Consider the following 16,893-nt stretch of genomic DNA (forward strand, 5'->3'; position numbering starts at 1 on the left):
TGGTCCTTTGGTTGGGCGGCGCTCCGGCCCTTTCACGGGCACGGGGTGTCGACCGCGGATCTGGGTCAGCCTTGAAGTATGCCACGGCCCCGGGCGTTCGTCCTTGGGCCGTTTGGCAGGGGGCGTCCGGGTTACAGGGCCGGCGCGACCGCCCCGCGTGCCGCGTAGAAAGACTCACGGAAGGCCAGGAAGGTTCCCGCCTCGATCGCCGCGCGGATGTCGGCCATCAGCTTTTCGTAATAGAACAGGTTGTGCAGCGTGCCCAGCATCGGCGCCAGCATCTCGTTGCAGCGGTCCAGGTGGCGCAGGTAGGACCGGGTGTAGCCGCCGGTGCAGGCCACGCAGCCGCAGCCCGGCTCGATCGGATCCATGTCCCGCGCGTACTGGGAGTTGCGGATGCGGACGGTGCCGAACGAGGTGAAGTAGTGACCGTTGCGCGCATTGCGGGTCGGCATCACGCAATCGAACATGTCCACGCCACGTGCGACACCCTCGACCAGGTCCTCCGGCCGGCCGACACCCATCAGGTAGCGCGGACGGTCGCCCGGCAACTCCGGGTCCAGGTGGTCAAGCATGGCATTGCGCTCGTGCTCGGGCTCGCCCACGGCCAGGCCGCCGATGGCATAGCCGTCGAAGCCGATCGCCTGCAGGGCCTCGGCCGAGCGGCTGCGCAGGTCGGTGTGAACGCCGCCCTGGACGATGCCGAACAGCGCCGCGTCATTGCCCAGCTCGTCATGCGCATTGCGGCTGCGCTGGGCCCAGCGCAGGCTCAGTTCCATCGAGCGGCGGGCAACATCCTCTGTAGCCGGGTACGGGGTGCACTCGTCGAAGATCATGACCACGTCCGAGTCGAGCACCTTCTGGATCTTCATGCTCTCTTCCGGGCCCAGGAACACGCGGGCGCCGTCGGTTGGCGAGGCGAAGGTCACGCCCTGTTCGGTGATCTTTCGGCGGTGGGCCAGCGAGAACACCTGGAAGCCGCCGGAGTCGGTCAGGATCGGGCCATCCCAGCGGCAGAAGCCGTGCAGGCCGCCGTGGTCGGCGATGATGTCCAGGCCCGGGCGCAGGTACAGGTGAAAGGTATTGCCGAGGATGATCTCGGCACCCAGCGCACGCACCTGGTCCGGCAGGATGCCCTTGACCGAGCCATAGGTCCCCACCGGCATGAAAGCCGGCGTTTCCACCGTGCCACGCGGGAAGGTCAGGCGGCCACGGCGGGCACGGCCGTCGCGGGTCTTGAGCTGGAACTGCAATCGGGACATGGAGCGGTCGTTCAGGCAAATAGTCGCCTATTGTCTCCCAAAACCGGGTCGGCCGCCCATTCAGGCCTGAATGGAGCCGAGGACCTGGCGACGCGACTGCTGGGCTGTCGTCTCTGGCCTTGGCCTTGGCCTGTCGCCACTCCAAGATGGGCGGCATATGTTGTTCCGCCAGAAAATCAGCCCCGAAAATGAATAAAGATGGCCGCGAGGTACTAGAGACAATTCTTGGGGGAAAGATCGAGCAACGAGCCGATCGAATCGCCCCGGGTATCAATCCCGTGGCCGGAGTGGAAGTTGTCTACTTTGAAGCTGACAAAACGACCCGCGCGGCAAGACAATTCGATGCGCTGCAGGACTCTGCTGGCGAGCTCACCGCAAGCAGCGGTGGCATCGTATCGGACAGCTGCCGGATAACCCTGCCCAACGGCCAGTGCTTCCGAGCCCTTTCCTTCCACGGCGATCTGGATGGATGGCGGAAGGCGGTTGAAGCCGGGGCAAGGACCCTGGGTCTTCGCCTGGCCCGTATTGAAGATGACCACCTGATCATCTCCGACGGCCAGTCTGTTCCGCTCAGCGAATGCGAGGTGGATTTGGGCTGAGCAGCCCGGCGGAACCGACTTGCGGAAGGAATTATCCACGCATGGCGTGGATCTACCTGGGTAGTAGAGCCACGCCATGCGTGGCTTTCCTGGCCTCCAGGTACCTGTAAGTGCGCACCAACGGTGCGCACCCACCACATGCGGAGGCTGTGGCCCTACCCCGCCTGCGGGAACAGCAGCATCGCGTCGCCGTAGCTGAAGAAGCGGTAGCGCTGCTCGATCGCGTGCTGGTAGGCCTCGAATACGCGCTCCTTGCCGGCGAACGCGGAGATCATCATCAGCAGCGTGCTTTCCGGCAGATGGAAGTTGGTCACCATCGCGTCGACGCTGCGGATGCGGTAACCGGGGGTGATGAAGATCTGGGTCTCGCCGGCAAACGGCAGCAGCTCACCGTCACGCATCGCGCTCTCCAGCGCGCGCACCACGGTGGTGCCCACGCCAATCACCCGGCCGCCGGCCGCGCGCGTGCGCCGTACCTGCTGCACCAGCTCAGCGCCGACGTTCAGCCACTCGCGGTGCATCACGTGGTCCTTCAGGTCATCGGCGCGCACCGGCTGGAAGGTGCCCGCGCCAACGTGCAGGGTGACGTGGCCGAACTCCACGCCCTTCTCCTTCAATGCGGCCAGCAGCGGTTCGTCGAAATGCAGGCCGGCGGTCGGCGCGGCCACCGCGCCCACTTCGCGCGCGAACACGGTCTGGTAGCGCTCGCGGTCGTCCACGCCCGGCTCGCGCTGGATGTAGGGCGGCAGCGGCAGGCGGCCGGCATGCAGCAACCACTGCTCCAGCGACTCCGGCACATGGAACTGCAGCACGTAGAACTCGCCGTCACGGCCCAGCACCTCGGCTTCGCCACCTGCGTCCAGGGCGATGCGACTGCCGGCCTTCGGCGACTTGCTGGCGCCGACCTGCGCGCGGGCCTGCTGGCCACCGAGCAGGCGCTCGATCAGGATTTCAACGCGGCCACCACTGGCCTTCTGCCCGAACAGGCGCGCCGGGATCACCCGGGTGTCGTTGAACACCAGCAGATCGCCCGGCTGCAGCAGCGACGGCAGGTCGCGCACCTGCAGATCGGTGAAGGCGGCCGGTGCCGGCGGCACCAGCATCAGTCGGCTGGCGGAGCGCTCGGCCAGGGGAGCCTGCGCGATCAGTTCAGCCGGCAGGTCGTAGTGGAAATCGGACTTCTTCAAGGCGGTGGGCGGCAACAGGTCGACAATGGCGCGCATTGTACGTCCAGCGTCTGCGAGCCGGCGCGCTTCGCGGCGAACGTCGCGCAAAATGCTGCTATGCAGCAGGTTTCTGCGGGGTTATCGCGCAAAAAAACAAGTGCTAGCATCGAGTCGGAAGTCCGCTGCACGAGCCTGCCCCAAGCGCGCGTGATGACGCGCGTTTTGCTTTTGAAGACCCGTGCGACCCATTGTTTCAGGAGATCTGCAATGAGCTTCATCGAACGCCTCGCCCCCCTGCGCAGCCAGCCCGGCACCCGCCTCACCACCGGCCTGGACGACGCCACCCTGACCGCCCTGTCCGCCCACCACCCGCAGCTGATCGCCGCGGTGGACGCCGCCGCCGAGGAATTCGCGCGTGTGCAGGCCGACCTGGGGCCGCTGCTGGCGCAGGACGAACAGGCGCAGATCGACGCGATGCAGGACGGTTTCGTCAATTTCTACGCCGATGACGCAGTGACGCCGTACGTGGCGCTGGCCGCGCGCGGCCCGTGGGTGGTCACCCTGAAGGGCGCCGTGCTGTACGACGCCGGCGGCTACGGCATGCTCGGTTTCGGGCATACCCCGGACGCGGTACTGGAAGCGATGGCCCGTCCGCAGGTGATGGCCAACATCATGACCCCCAGCCTGTCGCAGCAGCGCTTCATCACTGCCCTGCGCGCCGAGATCGGCCACCGCCGTGGCGGCTGCCCGTTCACCCGTTTCATGTGCCTGAATTCCGGCTCCGAAGCGGTCGGCCTGGCCGCCCGCATTGCCGACGTCAATGCCAAGCTGCAGACCGACCCGGGCGCGCGCCACGCCGGCGCCGCGATCAAGCGCGTGGTGGTCAAGGGCAGCTTCCATGGCCGCACCGACCGCCCGGCGCTGTACTCCGATTCCAGCCGCAAGAGCTACATGCAGCACCTGGCCAGCTACCGTGGCGAGGATTCGGTGATCACCGTGGCGCCTTACGACGAGGCCGGCCTGCGCAAAGTGTTCGAGGATGCCGCGCGCAACCAGTGGTTCATCGAGGCGGTATTCCTGGAGCCGGTGATGGGCGAAGGCGACCCGGGCCGTTCGGTGCCGCCGTCGTTCTATGCCGTTGCCCGTGAACTGACCCGTGCCCATGGCAGCCTGTTGCTGCTGGACTCGATCCAGGCCGGCCTGCGCGCGCATGGCGTGCTGTCGGTGGTCGATTACCCCGGCTTCGAAGGCCTGGACCCGCCGGACATGGAGACCTACTCCAAGGCACTGAACGCGGCGCAGTACCCGCTGTCGGTGCTGGCGGTGACCGAACATGCCGCGCAGCTGTACCGCAAGGGCATCTACGGCAACACCATGACCAGCAACCCGCGTGCGCTGGACGTGGCCTGCGCCACCCTGGCGCAGCTGACCCCGCAGGTGCGCGCCAACATCGCCGAGCGCGGTGCCGAGGCCGTGCGCAAGCTGGAGCAGCTCAAGGGTGAGCTGGGTGGCCTGATCACCAAGGTGCAGGGCACCGGCCTGCTGTTCTCCTGCGAGCTGGCCCCGCAGTTCAAGTGCTACGGCGCCAACTCCACCGAGGAATGGCTGCGCCAGCACGGCATCAACGTGATCCACGGTGGCGAGAACTCGCTGCGCTTCACCCCGCACTTCGGCATGGACAGCGAGGAGCTGGACCTGCTGGTGGGCATGGTCGGCCGCGCCCTCCGCGAAGGCCCGCGCCGCGAGCAGGCCGCGGCGGCGTAAGCCCCTGCTTCTTGTAGAGCCGAGCCATGCTCGGCTGGGACCTTGCCGCGATCTGAACGAAGAGCAGCCGAGCATGGCTCGGCTCTACAAGGGCATGTGGCGATTCAAGGCCTCATACTCTACGCACACCCCGTCCCTGACCGCCTTCCGGTTGGCGACGGGGCGTTTTCGTTTCCGGCCAAGAGACAGGAAGATCCATGAAATCGATCTGTGTGTACTGTGGTTCCAACGCTGGCAGCAAGCCGGCCTATACCGAACGTGCCATTGCCCTGGGTGACCGCATTGCCCGCGACGGCCTGCGCCTGGTGTATGGCGGCGGCAACGTCGGCCTGATGGGAACCGTGGCCAATGCGGTACTCGCCGCCGGTGGCGAGGTGACCGGCGTGATCCCGCGCCAGCTGGCCGATTGGGAAGTGGCCCACCGTGGCCTGACCGAACTGGAGATCGTCGGTTCGATGCATGAGCGCAAGTCGCGCATGTTCGATCTTGCCGACGGCTTCGTCACCCTGCCGGGCGGCTTCGGCACCATGGAAGAGATCTTCGAGATGCTGACCTGGCGCCAGCTGGGCATCGGCAACAAGCCATGCGCATTCCTCGACGTGGAAGGTTTCTACGCCCCGTTGATCGGCATGATCGACCGCATGGTGGAAGAGCGCTTCCTGCACCCGGACCAGCGCCAGGACCTGTGGTACGGCTCGGACATCGAAGAGATGCTGGAGTGGATGAAGAACTACCAGCCGGCGCAGGCCTCGAAGTGGATCGACGAGAAGCGCCGCGCCGCCCTGCGATGATGCAGCGGCACGCGGCGGCTCAGGCCGCCGCGTGCGCCCACGGGGCGGGCCGCCCCAGCAGGTAGCCCTGGCCGTAGTCGCAGCCCAGTTCGCGCAGGGTATTTCGCTGCGCCTCGGTCTCGATGCCTTCGCCGATGGTTTCGATGCCCAGCGTGCGCGCCAGCGACAGCACGCCCTCAACCAGCGCGCGCGTACTCTGCACTTCCGGACCATGCAGGCCGGCGATGAAGCTCTGGTCGATCTTCAGCGTGCTGATCGGGAAGCGATGCAGGTAGGACAACGCGGAGAAGCCGGTGCCGAAATCATCCAGCTGTACCTGGATGCCGCGCTCGCGCAGGCCCTGCAGGATGCGCAGCGTGTGCGGGCCATCGTCCAGCAGTGCGACCTCGGTGATCTCCAGCCGCAGTCGCTGCGGATCGGCGCCGTATGCATCAAGCAGGCCGAACAGGCGGCCGCTGAACTCCGCCGAGCGGAAATGACGCGGTGACACGTTCACCGATACGTAGCTGTGCCCCCCTTTGGCCAGCCCCGCGATGACCTGCTCGTAGATCAGCCAATCCACCTGTTCGATCAGGCCACTCTCTTCGCCCAGTTCCAGGAACGCACCGGGCAGCAGCAGGCCACGGCGCTCGTGCTGCCAGCGAAGCAGCGCCTCGTGACCGACCACTTCGCCGTCGGACAAGCGCACGATCGGCTGATAGAACGGCAGGAAGTCGCGGTTGTTGATCGCACGTCGCAGATCGGCTTCCAGGTCCAGGCTGCGCATCGCTTCTTCGCGCATGTCTTCGTCGAAGATCGCGCAGCGGTCATGGCCCTGCGCCTTGGCCCGGTACATCGCTGCGTCCGCATCGCGCAGCAGCTCTTCACCGGTGCGGTAGCGCGGATTCCACAGGGCAATGCCCAGGCTGCCGGACGGAAACAGTTCGCGCCCGGCGATCCACATCGACTCCTGCAACGCCAGCAGCAGCCGCTGGCCGAAATCCAGTGCCTGCGCCAGCCCCTGCGGGCACTGCAGCAGCACGGCAAACTCATCACCGCCGAGCCGTGCCACCACATCTTCGGTACCGGCCATCGACACGATGCGCTTGGCCACTTCCACCAGCATGCGGTCACCGGCGGCATGGCCGATGCTGTCATTGACCAGCTTGAAGCGATCAAGGTCGAGGAACAGAACGGCAAACACCGGCCCGCCCTCACGCTTGGCCAGTGCCAGGGCATCCTGCAGGCGATCCAGCAGGTGCAGACGATTGGGCAGGCCGGTCAGGGCATCGTGCATGGCCTGGTGGGTCAGGCGCTGTTCCGCACGCAGGCGCTCGCCGATCTGGCCGAGCAGTTTCTCGTTCACTTCGGCCAGTTCACGGGTGCGTTCTTCCACGCGCTTTTCCAGCTCGGCATGCGCCGAACGCAGCCGCTGCTGGTCGCGCTGGCGGGCCAACCCGGTACCGATGTTCTGCGCAACGAAGGTCAGCAGGCGCTGGTCGTGCACGCTGAAGGTACTGTTCTGGCTGTAGCTCTGCACCACGATCGCGCCGACCACTTCGTCGTCGCGCAGCAGCGGCACGCCCAGCCAGCAGTGCGAACGCGCGCCGTGTTCGCGCACTTCGCCGGCCGCCAGCAGGGCATCGATCTGCGCGCGCGATGCCAGCAGCGGGCGCCGGTTGCGCACCACGTATTCGGTCAGGCCACGGCTGAACGGCCGCGGCGCGCGGCTGGCGTTGTGCTCGTCCACCGAATAGACGAAGTCCAGGCCATTACCGGCGGCGTTGACCAGGGCGATGTAGAAATTGCGCGCATCGAGCAGGCGCCCGACCACGCCGTGCACCTGGCCGTAGAACTGGGCCAGGCTGTCGGCCGACATCGCCATCTCGGCGATGTTGTAGAGCGCGGTCTGCAGCTGCTCGGCACGGCGCCGTTCGGCTACTTCGTCCTGCAGGCTGCGGTTGGCGCGCTGCAGTTCCTGGGTGCGCCGCTCCACCTGCTGCTCCAGCCGTACCTGCGCCTGGCGCCGGTCCATCGCGGTCTGTACGTGCTGGGCGACGAACCCCAACAGGGCGCGCTCGGCCTCACCATAGCGGGCGGCACGCTCATAGCTCTGCACCACGATGGCGCCACAGACGCGGCCATCGCGCAGCATCGGCACGCCCAGCCAGTCCAGGCTTTCGGGGCCACGCTGCGGGTCATGCTCCTGTTCCACCACCCGCGCCAGCAGTTCGCGCGACGGGCCACTGAGCGGCTTGCCATGGCGCAGCAGCGCCACGGTCAGGCTGCGCGGCATCTCGCTGGCGTCATGGCTCTGCGACGGATCGGCAACGAAGTCATCCACCTGGTCGGCGAAGTACAGGAAGCGGATCTGTTCACGCACATCGTCGTACTCGACGATGTAGCAGTTCTCCGCGTACATCAGCGTGCCCAGCACACCGTGCACGTGGCGCAGCATCTCGCCCATCTCCAGGTCTGCGCCGGCCAGGTCGGCGATCTGGAACAACGCCTGCTGCAGCCGCTCGGTCTCTTCCAGGGCCTTGATCTGCCCGGCCTGTCGCCCGCGCTGCAGGGCCAGTTCCATCGCCTGCCGGGCCAGTCCCCACCACGCGGGCGAAGGCGCCGCACCGACCACCGACAACAGCAGCCGCGCGCCGTCGTACTCCCAACCGTGCTGGCCATCGCCAACGCCGGGGTCCACGAACGCGGCGCCGTCGATCACGACCGGGGGCCAGCCGCCCTGGCCACGCCCCACCTGCGGGTCGTCCCAACCGACCCGGACCACCGCCGATTCAGGCAGCAGCGCATGCAACGCGCGCACCAGCGCCGTGCTCAGCACGACCTCGTGTGGTGGCTCTTCCGCCGGTTCAGCATGCGTGGACAAATGACAATCTCTTGGCGCCGTCTAAGCGTCGCCTCCCCTGAGCCGCCGAGCATAGCGCGCCACCCGGGGGGCAATGGAAGCCCGTAAACCCCGAATCGTGCGCCCGTACGTTTTTCGTGCTGTCCGTAGCCGCTTCCATGCCATGAACCTCGCCCTGCCCGCCCCTGCCACCGGCTATGCGCCACCGCCTGCAGGCCTTACCCTGTACGCCGTGGAAGCCAGCGCACTGCCAACCGATGAAGCCTTGATGCTGGCCTGGGCCGGTGGTGACCTGCGCGCGTTCGAAAGCCTGTATGCGCGCCACCGCAAACGCCTGTTCGGCTTCCTGCTGCGGCAACTGCGCGACACGGCACTGGCCGAGGAGATCTTCCAGGACGTGTGGCAGCGGGTGATCAGCGCGCGCGCCGGCTGGCAACCCGAGGCGGCGTTCAGCACATGGCTGTTCCGCATCGCCCACAACCGACTGAACGACCATTGGCGTGCGGCACGTCATCGCCCGGCCGCACCTGCCGATGCCGATCTGCGCCTTGCGGCGATCGAGGATGGGCAGACCCCGGAAGCGGAACTCTCTGAATTCGAACAACGTCGCCGCATCCAGCTGGCGATGGAGCAACTGCCGCCGGAGCAGCGCGAAGTGCTGCAGCTGCGGCTGGATCAGGAACTGAGCCTGGAGGAGATCGGCCAGATCACCGGCGTGGGCCGGGAGACCGTGAAATCGCGGCTGCGCTATGCGATGGACAAGCTGCGTGCGGGACTGAACGCATGAACCGAGACGAACCCCTGACGCCGGAAGAACGCGAGCTGGCCCGGCTGCTCGGCCGTCGCGCCGAGCAGGCACCGCCGCCCGCGCTGGATGCTGCCATCCTGGCCGCGGCGCGTGCCGCCGTGGATGCTCCGGCCGCTGGCGCCGTTGCCTCTGCGGACGCACCGCGCGCACGACAGGCACGCCCTCGCTGGCCGGCAGTGTTCGGCATTGCCGCCTCGATGGTGTTCGCCATCGGCATCGCCTGGCAGCTGCGCCCGGAGCCGCCGCCGGTTCCGGCCGGTGAGGCCGCTGTTGCTGCGGCACCGGCAGCGGCAGAAGACGTTGCGGCTGCCGATCAGGCCGCTGGCCGCAGTGCATCCGACAGCGCTGTGGCGGCTGCCGAACCAAGCGCTGCGCCCGCAGCACCCGAGGCCGCCCCTGTTGCCGCTGCCCCGGCACCGGCCATCGCTCGCGCGCCCGAGCCGGCGCCGGCCGAGACCGCTGAAGCGCCGGCCCAAGCTGCACGATCGATGGCTGCGGATGCGGCCGCCGATACCGCCTTTGCGGCCCTCCCACCGGCGCCGACGGCAGCGCCGGCAGCAGCGCCGCCTGCGCCACCTGCACCCGCAGCCTACTCGGCACCGGCATTCGCGCCGGCAGAGTCCGGGGCACTGAAAGCACGCACGGCCGCGGCACCTGCACCGGCAGCCAATGCCGCCGAGGTCGAGCGGGCGGAGGCGCTGGATCGGGTGGAGATCACCTCGATGAAGCGTGAGGCTCCCAGCCGTTCGGCTCCGGGCATCATGCGCCGCGGCAGCGATGCGGGCCTGAGCGCGGACACGGTGCAGGCCGAAGTAGACGCCGACGCGCGCCTGCCACGCCGGCAGTGGCTGCAGAAGATCCGCGAGCGCCGTGACCAGGACCAGCGCGACCTCGCCCGCGCCAGCCTGGAACGCTACATACAGCAGTATCCGGAAGCGCGCCTGCCGCGCGACCTGCGCCCGCTGCTGGACGACTGAAACGGAGGGGGGGACCCGGCAACGCCGTAGAATGATGGGAATGCTCGATACCCTCGCCCAGCCCGTCAGCCACACGCTGGAAGTCAAACACAGCCGCTTCATCGCCCATGCCGCGCCGATCGATGGCGCCCCCGCAGCATTGGCGTTCCTGCAACAGGTTGCCGTGGCCGACGCCACGCACAACTGCTGGGCCTACCGGCATGGCCAGGACTACCGCTCCAGCGATGACGGCGAGCCGGCAGGCACCGCCGGGCGGCCGATCCTGGCCGCGATCGACGGCCAGGGCTTCGACCGGGTGATGGTGGTGGTGACGCGCTGGTTTGGTGGCATCAAGCTCGGAGCAGGCGGCCTGGTCCGTGCCTACGGCGGGGCCGCCGCCGAATGCCTGCGCACCGCGCCGCGGCTGGCGCTGGTCGCCATGGCACGGCTGCAGCTGCAGGCCGGCTTCGAGGACCTGGGCACCCTGCACGCCGCCCTGCCTGCGTTCGGCGTGGAGAAGCGCGATGAGCAGTTCGACGCGAACGGGGTATGCCTGCGGGTCGAATTGCCGGCCGATCAGGTCGACGCATTGAAAATCCGCCTGCGCGACGCCACTCGTGACCGTATCCGCATAGAAGACGACCACCAGGATGACTGACAAGGACGGCGCCCCCGCCTCGCCCCCGCCGCTGCGCCGCCTCGGCAGCCTGCGCACGCTATGGCCGTTCGTGCGCCGCCATAGTGGCCTGTTCACCGCCTGGCTGCTGGCGCTGGCGGTGTCTTCGGCGGCCACGCTGAGTCTGCCGCCGGCGGTCAAGCAGATGATCGACCATGGTTTCAGCAGCGGCGGCCAGATCAACCGTGCCTTCGCCCTGCTGATGCTGGTGGCCGTGGTGCTGGCCCTGGCCACCGCCGCGCGCTTCTACTTCGTGTCGCTGCTGGGCGAAAAGGTCGTAGCTGACCTGCGCAGCCGCCTGTACGCACACCTGATCCAGCTCGGTGCCGGGTTCCATGACCGCAGCCGCAGCGGTGAGCTGGTCTCGCGCCTGACCGCCGACAGTGAACTGCTGCGCAGCGTGGTCGGCTCGACCATGTCGGTGGCACTGCGCAGCAGCGTCACGGTGGTCGGCAGCCTGGCGATGCTGTTCGTCACCAGCCCACGGCTGGCGGCGTGGTCGCTGCTGGGCATTCCGCTTGCGGTACTGCCGATCATCATCGGTGCGCGCAAGCTGCGTACCGTCGCGCGCAGCAGCCAGGACCGCATCGCCGATGCCAACAGCCTGGCCAGCGAGACCCTCGGTGCGGTACGGACGGTGCAGGCGCACGCACGCGAACCCTACGAGCGCGGCCGCTTCGACCACGCACTGGGCGATGCCATCAAGGCCGCCCGCCGCCGCATCGGTGCGCAGTCGCTGGTCACCGCCAGCGCCATCCTGCTGGTGTTCGGCGCCATCGTCGGCGTGCTGTGGCTGGGTGCGCACGATGTCATCGACGGTCGCCTCAGCGCAGGCACCCTGGGCCAGTTCGTGCTGTACGCACTGATCGGCGGTGGCTCGGTCGGTGCGCTGGCCGAAGTCTGGAACGAACTGCAGCGCGCGGCCGGCGGCATGGGCCGCATCGGCGAACTGCTGGAGGAAGACATCGAGATCCGCGCGCCGGCGCAGCCGCACGTGCTGCCGCAGCCGCTGCGTGGCGAGATCCAGTTCGACGACGTGGTGTTCCACTACCCGCAGCGACCTGACCAGGCGGCGCTGGACCATTTCAACCTGCACGTGCGCCCGGGCGAGACCGTGGCCCTGGTCGGCCCGTCAGGCGCGGGCAAGAGCACGGTGCTGTCCATGCTGCTGCGCTTCCACGATCCGGCGGGTGGCCGCATCTGCGTGGATGGCATCGACGTTCGCCAGGTCGACCCGGCCGAGCTGCGTGGACAGCTGGCGCTGGTGCCGCAGCAGCCGACGCTGTTTGCCGCCAGTGCGCGTGACAACATCCGCTATGGCCGCCTGCAGGCCAGCGACAGCGAGGTCGAGGCTGCCGCACGCGCCGCCGAGGCAGACGGCTTCCTGCGCGCGTTGCCGCAAGGCTACGACAGTGAGCTGGGCGAGCGCGGAGCGCGCCTGTCCGGTGGCCAGCAGCAGCGTGTGGCGATTGCCCGCGCACTGCTGAAGGACGCACCGATCCTGTTGCTGGATGAAGCCACCAGCGCGCTGGACGCACAGAGCGAACATGGCGTGCAGCAGGCCCTGGAGCGCTTGATGGCTGGCCGCACCACGCTGGTGATTGCGCACCGCCTGGCCACCGTACTCAAGGCCGACCGCATCGTAGTGATGGACCAGGGCCGCATCGTGGCGGAAGGTACGCACGCACAGCTGCTTGCCGAAGGCGGCCTGTACGCTGAACTGGCACGACTGCAGTTCATCGATTGATGACGGCCGGCTAACATCGGCGGAGTGAAGCTGGCACCGCATCAACAGCATCCGCTGAAGGAGGTGCACGATGTCGTTCCGTCAGTTTCCCGCCGTCGACAGCCATGGTGAAAGCCACATCATTATCGAGTTCAAGCCCGAGGCGAACGGCAGCGGGCACCACTCCGAAGCCACGCCCCGCTACGAGCTCGACGATGGTCGCTTGCTGGTGCGAAATGGCCGCGAATTCACTACCAGCGGTGGTGAGCTGAGGCTGACGATCTGAGGTACGCCGGGCATGGCCCGGCACTCCCGGATCCGCTCTGGTGGGTGTCGACCTTGGTCGACACGCGCCGTGGCCGAAAGCAGCCGAGCATGGCTCGGCTCTACGGTAATGGCATGGTCAATTTTTGATCAACCATCTTGACAGCCTTGGCTGCCAAGGGCTGCACGCGGTTATCCACATGTTTGCTCAGGAATCATCCACACCGCCTGTGGATGAATGCGCTCAGCCGAGCACGCGTCCGATGCCGCTGGCGTCCACGTCGGCCGCCGCCAGGGTGATTGCAGCAGGATCACTGCCCGCAACGAAACCGATGCGGAAATGGACTTCGCCGCCGGGCGTACGCGAGGAGTGGATCGAGGCCAGGCTGATGCGGTGCTGCTCGAATACGTTCAGCAGTTCGCGCAGCGAACCCGGCCGGTCTTCGGGCAGGTGGACCGACAGCGCGTTGCGCTCGGTCAGGTCTGCCAGCAGATAGCCCACGCGTTCGAAGGTGTAGTTGCCCTCGGCCAGCGCCTGCTCACCGAACGCACTGCGATTGGCCGACAACAGCTGCTCGCGGAATGCACTGCGTGCAGTGTCGTCGCCCTGCCCGACCTGGCCCTGCAGGGCCTGCAGTTGGGCGACCAAGCGCTCCAGCATCGGCGCCACATACGGGTTGCCGAACTGGATGTCCTCGTAGATCGCCGGGTTCAACGACAGGATGCGCGAGATGATCGCCGTATCCAGTTCGAACGACGCCGAACGGTACGGCATCATCGCGGCCAGGTCGCCCAGCTGCGGCTGGTACTGGCGCAGCACGCCGGCCTGGGCCAGATGGGTGGCGTGCACCATCGCCTGCACCAGCGCCATCATCTGGTCGTGGTGCTGCGGCATGGCGCGCACGCATTCGGCCTGCAACGCCGCGCACAGCGTATCGACCCACGGCTGCCAGTGTTGCAGCCGCGCTTCGCAGACCACCATCACCCGGCCCTTCAGGGTGGGTGCCTTGGGCGGCGCGGTCATCGGATGCAGCCCGACCACCTCTGCCAGCGAGGCCAACATCGCCTGCACCGGCGCCTCCTTCACCGAGGTCACGTCCAGCCACAGTCGGTCGCGTTCACGGCCTGCGGACTGCCGCACGTACTCGGCGATCAACGCGGGCGTGTGCCGGATCGGCGCCGAGAACACCAGCACGTCGGCCTGCGCCAGCAACTGCTCCGGTGTATGCGATTGCGGATCAGCCGGATCATGGCCAATCACCTGCAACTGCATGTGCTGCTGGAAGAAGCGGGTCAACCAGCGCCCGTAGGCGCCAGCACTTCCGACGATGCCGACCGTGCGCGGCGTGCGTTCAAGCAGGCCGCTCATGCCACGCGTTCGGCGCGGAAGCGCGTGCCTTCGGCGAGGGCAGCGGGTGCTGCGACTATTACGTCGAACTCTTCGAAACCGTTGTCCAGGGTTGCTTCCAACGCCGCATGGGTACCGGCGATCGCACGCGAGATCGCCTGCTGCATCGATTCACCGCGCAGCAGGAACGACACCACCAGCGACATCAGCACATCGCCGGTGCCGGCCACGTCCACCGGCAGCAGCGGCGAGGTCCAGCGCCAGGTTTCCTCGCGGCCAACGGCCAGGGTCACCAGTTCCCCCGGGTTGCCGCCGACGCTATGCGCGATCACCCAATGGGGGCCACGGTCCAGCAGCGTGCGCGCGGCGGCGATGGCATCGGCTTCGGCCAACGCCGGCATGCCAGTAAGGCGATTGAGTTCGAAAGCATTCGGCGTGACCAGCCAGGCATGCGGCAGCAGGCGCTCGGCGAAGATCGCTTCCAGGCCTGGCTCCACATAGGGGCCGGTGTGGGTGTCGCCGATGACGGGGTCGAGGCAATAGCGCAGCTGCGGGCAGGCCGGCAGGATTTCGTCCAGCCAGTCGGCAAACGCGGCACCGTTGGCGGTGCTGCCGAAGTAACCGGAGACGAGCATCTTCGCCCGCTGCGGCAGGCCGCGCTCATGGGTACCGAGCAGCAGGTCGGCGAACCAGTCGGCCGGCAGCACGCGGCCACGGGTGGTGTCGTAGAACGGCGCATTGCTGAGCAGCACGGTCGGGATTTCCGCGACGCGCACGCCAAGTGCGCGCATGGGCGGCACGGCGGCGCTGTTGCCGGCGTGGCCGTAGACGAGTTGCGACTGGACCGAGATGACATCGATCGGCGACGGACCGTCGGGCCGCTGGCGGCGGCCGTGGACCAGGTGGTTATCAAGGGATTCGCTCATGCCCGCATTCTACGCCCGGTAAGGGGTTCGGCAGGGCTTGCAGCCCTGCACCTGCTCAATGCAACAGCAACGGCAACGGCAACGGCAAAAGCGAGCTATCCGTGGGGTGGCGGGGCGGTGTCGGAGTGCGGGGACGCCGCAAGTACGTCCCTGTAGGCTTGGCAGCGACATCCATGCCGCTGACACCCCGCAATCCGACACCGCCCCGCCTCTGACAGGTCTCCGCCGATGTTGGTAGGTGTCGACCTTGGTCGACACATCTGTCAGATATCGATACACAAAAATGGGGTCAGATCCGTTTTCCTTCGGAAAACGGATCTGACCCCACGAGATGTTCCGACAGATTGCGGCCAACTGTCGAAGGCGGGGTGGGTCCGGTTGAGGGGGCGTGAGCCGCATGGATGCGGCGACCGAGCTTACATGGACGTACTTGCAGCGTCCCCCGCAACCGGACCCACCCCGCCAACCCACGGATAGCCAGCTTCTGCTGTTGCTTCTGCTGTTGCTTCGGCCCTGGCTTGCAGCAGGTGCAGGGCTGCAAGCCCTGCAAACCCACCCTCCCTCAGTGAACAGCAGGCCGCGACGGCGGCAGCCACGCCGCCACGATGCCGAGCAGCGGCAGGAACGCGGTCAGGTGGTACACGTACTCGATGCTGGTCTTGTCCGCCAGCAGGCCGAGCACGGCTGCACCCAACCCGCCCATGCCGAACGCGAAGCCGAAGAACAGGCCGGACACCATGCCGATGCGGTGCGGCATCATTTCCTGCGCATAGACCACGATCGCCGAGAATGCCGATGACAGCACGAAACCGATCAGCACGGCCAGCACCGTGGTCCAGAACAGATCCGCATGCGGCAGCATCAGCGCGAACGGCGCCACGCCCAGGATCGAGGTCCAGATGATCGGCTTGCGGCCAATGCGATCACCCAGCGGACCACCCAGGAAGCCGCCGGCGGCCGACGCCACCAGGAACGCGAACAGGTGCAGCTGCGCCTGTGCCACCGGAATCCCGAAGTGATGGATCAGGTAGAAGGTGAAGTAGCTGCCGATGCTGGCCATGTAGAAGTACTTGCTGAAGATCAGCACCAGCAGGATCGCCAGCACCTTGGCTACGGTGCGCGGCGGATGGCGCGGGGCCATCGACGCGGTGCTGACCGGGCGCGGGGTGCCCAGGTGCAGCGCGTACCAGCGGCCGACATAGGTCAGCAGCGCGATGCCGATCAGTGCAGCGCCAGCAAACCACGACGCGGCATGCTGGCCATACGGCACGATCACCGCCGCAGCGATCAGCGGGCCGAGCGCGGTACCGAAGTTGCCGCCGACCTGGAACACCGATTGCGCGAAGCCATGGCGACCGCCTGAGGCCAGCCGCGCGATGCGCGAGGCTTCCGGATGGAAGATGGCCGAACCAATGCCGACCATCGCCGCCGCCATCAGCACCATCGCGTAGTTCGGTGCGAAGCCGAGCAGCAGCATGCCGCACAGGGTCGAGGCCATGCCGATCGGCAGCGAGTACGGCGCCGGGCGGCGGTCGGTAGCCATGCCGATCAGCGGCTGGAAGATCGAGGCGGTCAGCTGGTAGGTCAGCGTGATCAGGCCGATCTGGGTAAAGCTCAGGTTGAAGCCGCCCTTGATCACTGGATAGATGGCCAGGATCAGCGACTGCATCATGTCGTTGACGACGTGCGAGGTGGAAATGGCGGCCAGCACGCCGGGAGCCACCGGGCGTGAGGGTGTTGCGGGGGAAGCCAAGGCGGACATGGA

At 67.3% G+C, this 16,893-nt stretch carries 14 protein-coding genes; 8 read left to right on the forward strand and 6 right to left on the reverse strand.

What is annotated here, in order from left to right:
* Nucleotides 1–131: 131 nt before the first annotated feature.
* Entirely contained in the window at nucleotides 132–1,262 is a 1,131-nt protein-coding gene (gene tgt / locus ACZK0Z_RS13965) for a tRNA guanosine(34) transglycosylase Tgt (protein WP_197620309.1), read from the reverse strand.
* Between the two features lie 188 nt (nucleotides 1,263–1,450).
* Here tgt and ACZK0Z_RS13970 point away from each other — a divergent pair, with 188 nt between their 5' ends.
* Nucleotides 1,451–1,861, forward strand: a complete 411-nt coding sequence (locus ACZK0Z_RS13970) for a hypothetical protein (RefSeq protein WP_197632475.1) — start codon at nucleotides 1,451–1,453, stop codon at nucleotides 1,859–1,861.
* Nucleotides 1,862–2,016: 155 nt separating this feature from the next.
* On the opposite strand, the gene queA is transcribed toward ACZK0Z_RS13970, so the two are convergent.
* On the reverse strand, nucleotides 2,017–3,084 hold the full coding sequence (gene queA, locus ACZK0Z_RS13975; protein WP_049428518.1) for a tRNA preQ1(34) S-adenosylmethionine ribosyltransferase-isomerase QueA: 1,068 nt from the start codon (nucleotides 3,082–3,084) through the stop codon (nucleotides 2,017–2,019).
* Between the two features lie 210 nt (nucleotides 3,085–3,294).
* On the opposite strand from queA, the gene ACZK0Z_RS13980 reads away from it, so the two are divergent.
* Together ACZK0Z_RS13980 and ACZK0Z_RS13985 are read left to right on the forward strand one after the other, a co-directional pair.
* On the forward strand, nucleotides 3,295–4,791 hold the full coding sequence (locus tag ACZK0Z_RS13980) for an aminotransferase class III-fold pyridoxal phosphate-dependent enzyme (RefSeq protein ID WP_049428517.1): 1,497 nt from the start codon (nucleotides 3,295–3,297) through the stop codon (nucleotides 4,789–4,791).
* A gap of 197 nt (nucleotides 4,792–4,988) precedes the next feature.
* Nucleotides 4,989–5,582, forward strand: a complete 594-nt coding sequence (locus tag ACZK0Z_RS13985; RefSeq protein WP_049428514.1) for an LOG family protein — start codon at nucleotides 4,989–4,991, stop codon at nucleotides 5,580–5,582.
* A gap of 19 nt (nucleotides 5,583–5,601) precedes the next feature.
* Here the strand turns inward: ACZK0Z_RS13985 and ACZK0Z_RS13990 are convergent, their stop codons facing one another.
* The gene (locus ACZK0Z_RS13990; RefSeq protein WP_459004320.1) at nucleotides 5,602–8,445 is read right to left on the reverse strand and encodes a bifunctional diguanylate cyclase/phosphodiesterase; all 2,844 of its coding nucleotides are present in this window, start codon (nucleotides 8,443–8,445) and stop codon (nucleotides 5,602–5,604) included.
* Between the two features lie 247 nt (nucleotides 8,446–8,692).
* Between ACZK0Z_RS13990 and ACZK0Z_RS13995 the strand changes: the two genes are divergently transcribed.
* From ACZK0Z_RS13995 to ACZK0Z_RS14015, 5 genes are all read left to right on the forward strand, one after another.
* Nucleotides 8,693–9,211 carry an RNA polymerase sigma factor gene (locus tag ACZK0Z_RS13995; protein ID WP_238378638.1) on the forward strand — a complete coding sequence of 173 codons (519 nt, stop codon included), beginning with the start codon at nucleotides 8,693–8,695 and terminating at the stop codon, nucleotides 9,209–9,211.
* Nucleotides 9,208–10,209, forward strand: coding sequence for a hypothetical protein (locus ACZK0Z_RS14000; RefSeq protein WP_197632473.1), 1,002 nt, complete (start codon nucleotides 9,208–9,210; stop codon nucleotides 10,207–10,209). The genes ACZK0Z_RS13995 and ACZK0Z_RS14000 overlap by 4 nt, the downstream gene beginning before the upstream one ends.
* A gap of 40 nt (nucleotides 10,210–10,249) precedes the next feature.
* Nucleotides 10,250–10,846, forward strand: coding sequence for an IMPACT family protein (locus ACZK0Z_RS14005; RefSeq protein ID WP_049428511.1), 597 nt, complete (start codon nucleotides 10,250–10,252; stop codon nucleotides 10,844–10,846).
* Entirely contained in the window at nucleotides 10,839–12,611 is a 1,773-nt protein-coding gene (locus ACZK0Z_RS14010; RefSeq protein ID WP_049428509.1) for an ABC transporter transmembrane domain-containing protein, read from the forward strand. Before ACZK0Z_RS14005 ends, ACZK0Z_RS14010 begins: the two co-directional genes overlap by 8 nt.
* A gap of 70 nt (nucleotides 12,612–12,681) precedes the next feature.
* Nucleotides 12,682–12,876, forward strand: coding sequence for a hypothetical protein (locus ACZK0Z_RS14015; RefSeq protein WP_049428506.1), 195 nt, complete (start codon nucleotides 12,682–12,684; stop codon nucleotides 12,874–12,876).
* Nucleotides 12,877–13,098: 222 nt separating this feature from the next.
* On the opposite strand, the gene ACZK0Z_RS14020 is transcribed toward ACZK0Z_RS14015, so the two are convergent.
* The 3 genes from ACZK0Z_RS14020 to ACZK0Z_RS14030 all read right to left on the reverse strand — a co-directional run bounded on the left by ACZK0Z_RS14020 (nucleotide 13,099) and on the right by ACZK0Z_RS14030 (nucleotide 16,890).
* A complete protein-coding gene (locus tag ACZK0Z_RS14020) occupies nucleotides 13,099–14,223 on the reverse strand; it encodes a prephenate dehydrogenase (protein ID WP_197632472.1) in 1,125 nt (374 codons plus the stop codon).
* Nucleotides 14,220–15,128, reverse strand: coding sequence for a pyridoxal kinase (gene pdxY / locus ACZK0Z_RS14025; RefSeq protein ID WP_049428502.1), 909 nt, complete (start codon nucleotides 15,126–15,128; stop codon nucleotides 14,220–14,222). Before pdxY ends, ACZK0Z_RS14020 begins: the two co-directional genes overlap by 4 nt.
* A 562-nt stretch (nucleotides 15,129–15,690) precedes the next feature.
* Nucleotides 15,691–16,890 carry an MFS transporter gene (locus ACZK0Z_RS14030; RefSeq protein ID WP_049429551.1) on the reverse strand — a complete coding sequence of 400 codons (1,200 nt, stop codon included), beginning with the start codon at nucleotides 16,888–16,890 and terminating at the stop codon, nucleotides 15,691–15,693.
* Nucleotides 16,891–16,893: the final 3 nt, after the last annotated feature.

It is taken from the genome of Stenotrophomonas sp. 116085_Sma (assembly GCF_056479585.1).

Coding starts and splice junctions, on each gene's coding strand:
- tgt (WP_197620309.1), bottom strand. CDS start 1,262: ATGTCCCGATTGCAGTTCCAGCTCAAGACCCGCGACGGCCGTGCCCGC.
- ACZK0Z_RS13970 (WP_197632475.1), top strand. CDS start 1,451: ATGAATAAAGATGGCCGCGAGGTACTAGAGACAATTCTTGGGGGAAAG.
- queA (WP_049428518.1), bottom strand. CDS start 3,084: ATGCGCGCCATTGTCGACCTGTTGCCGCCCACCGCCTTGAAGAAGTCC.
- ACZK0Z_RS13980 (WP_049428517.1), top strand. CDS start 3,295: ATGAGCTTCATCGAACGCCTCGCCCCCCTGCGCAGCCAGCCCGGCACC.
- ACZK0Z_RS13985 (WP_049428514.1), top strand. CDS start 4,989: ATGAAATCGATCTGTGTGTACTGTGGTTCCAACGCTGGCAGCAAGCCG.
- ACZK0Z_RS13995 (WP_238378638.1), top strand. CDS start 8,693: ATGCTGGCCTGGGCCGGTGGTGACCTGCGCGCGTTCGAAAGCCTGTAT.
- ACZK0Z_RS14000 (WP_197632473.1), top strand. CDS start 9,208: ATGAACCGAGACGAACCCCTGACGCCGGAAGAACGCGAGCTGGCCCGG.
- ACZK0Z_RS14005 (WP_049428511.1), top strand. CDS start 10,250: ATGCTCGATACCCTCGCCCAGCCCGTCAGCCACACGCTGGAAGTCAAA.
- ACZK0Z_RS14010 (WP_049428509.1), top strand. CDS start 10,839: ATGACTGACAAGGACGGCGCCCCCGCCTCGCCCCCGCCGCTGCGCCGC.
- ACZK0Z_RS14015 (WP_049428506.1), top strand. CDS start 12,682: ATGTCGTTCCGTCAGTTTCCCGCCGTCGACAGCCATGGTGAAAGCCAC.
- ACZK0Z_RS14020 (WP_197632472.1), bottom strand. CDS start 14,223: ATGAGCGGCCTGCTTGAACGCACGCCGCGCACGGTCGGCATCGTCGGA.
- pdxY (WP_049428502.1), bottom strand. CDS start 15,128: ATGAGCGAATCCCTTGATAACCACCTGGTCCACGGCCGCCGCCAGCGG.
- ACZK0Z_RS14030 (WP_049429551.1), bottom strand. CDS start 16,890: ATGTCCGCCTTGGCTTCCCCCGCAACACCCTCACGCCCGGTGGCTCCC.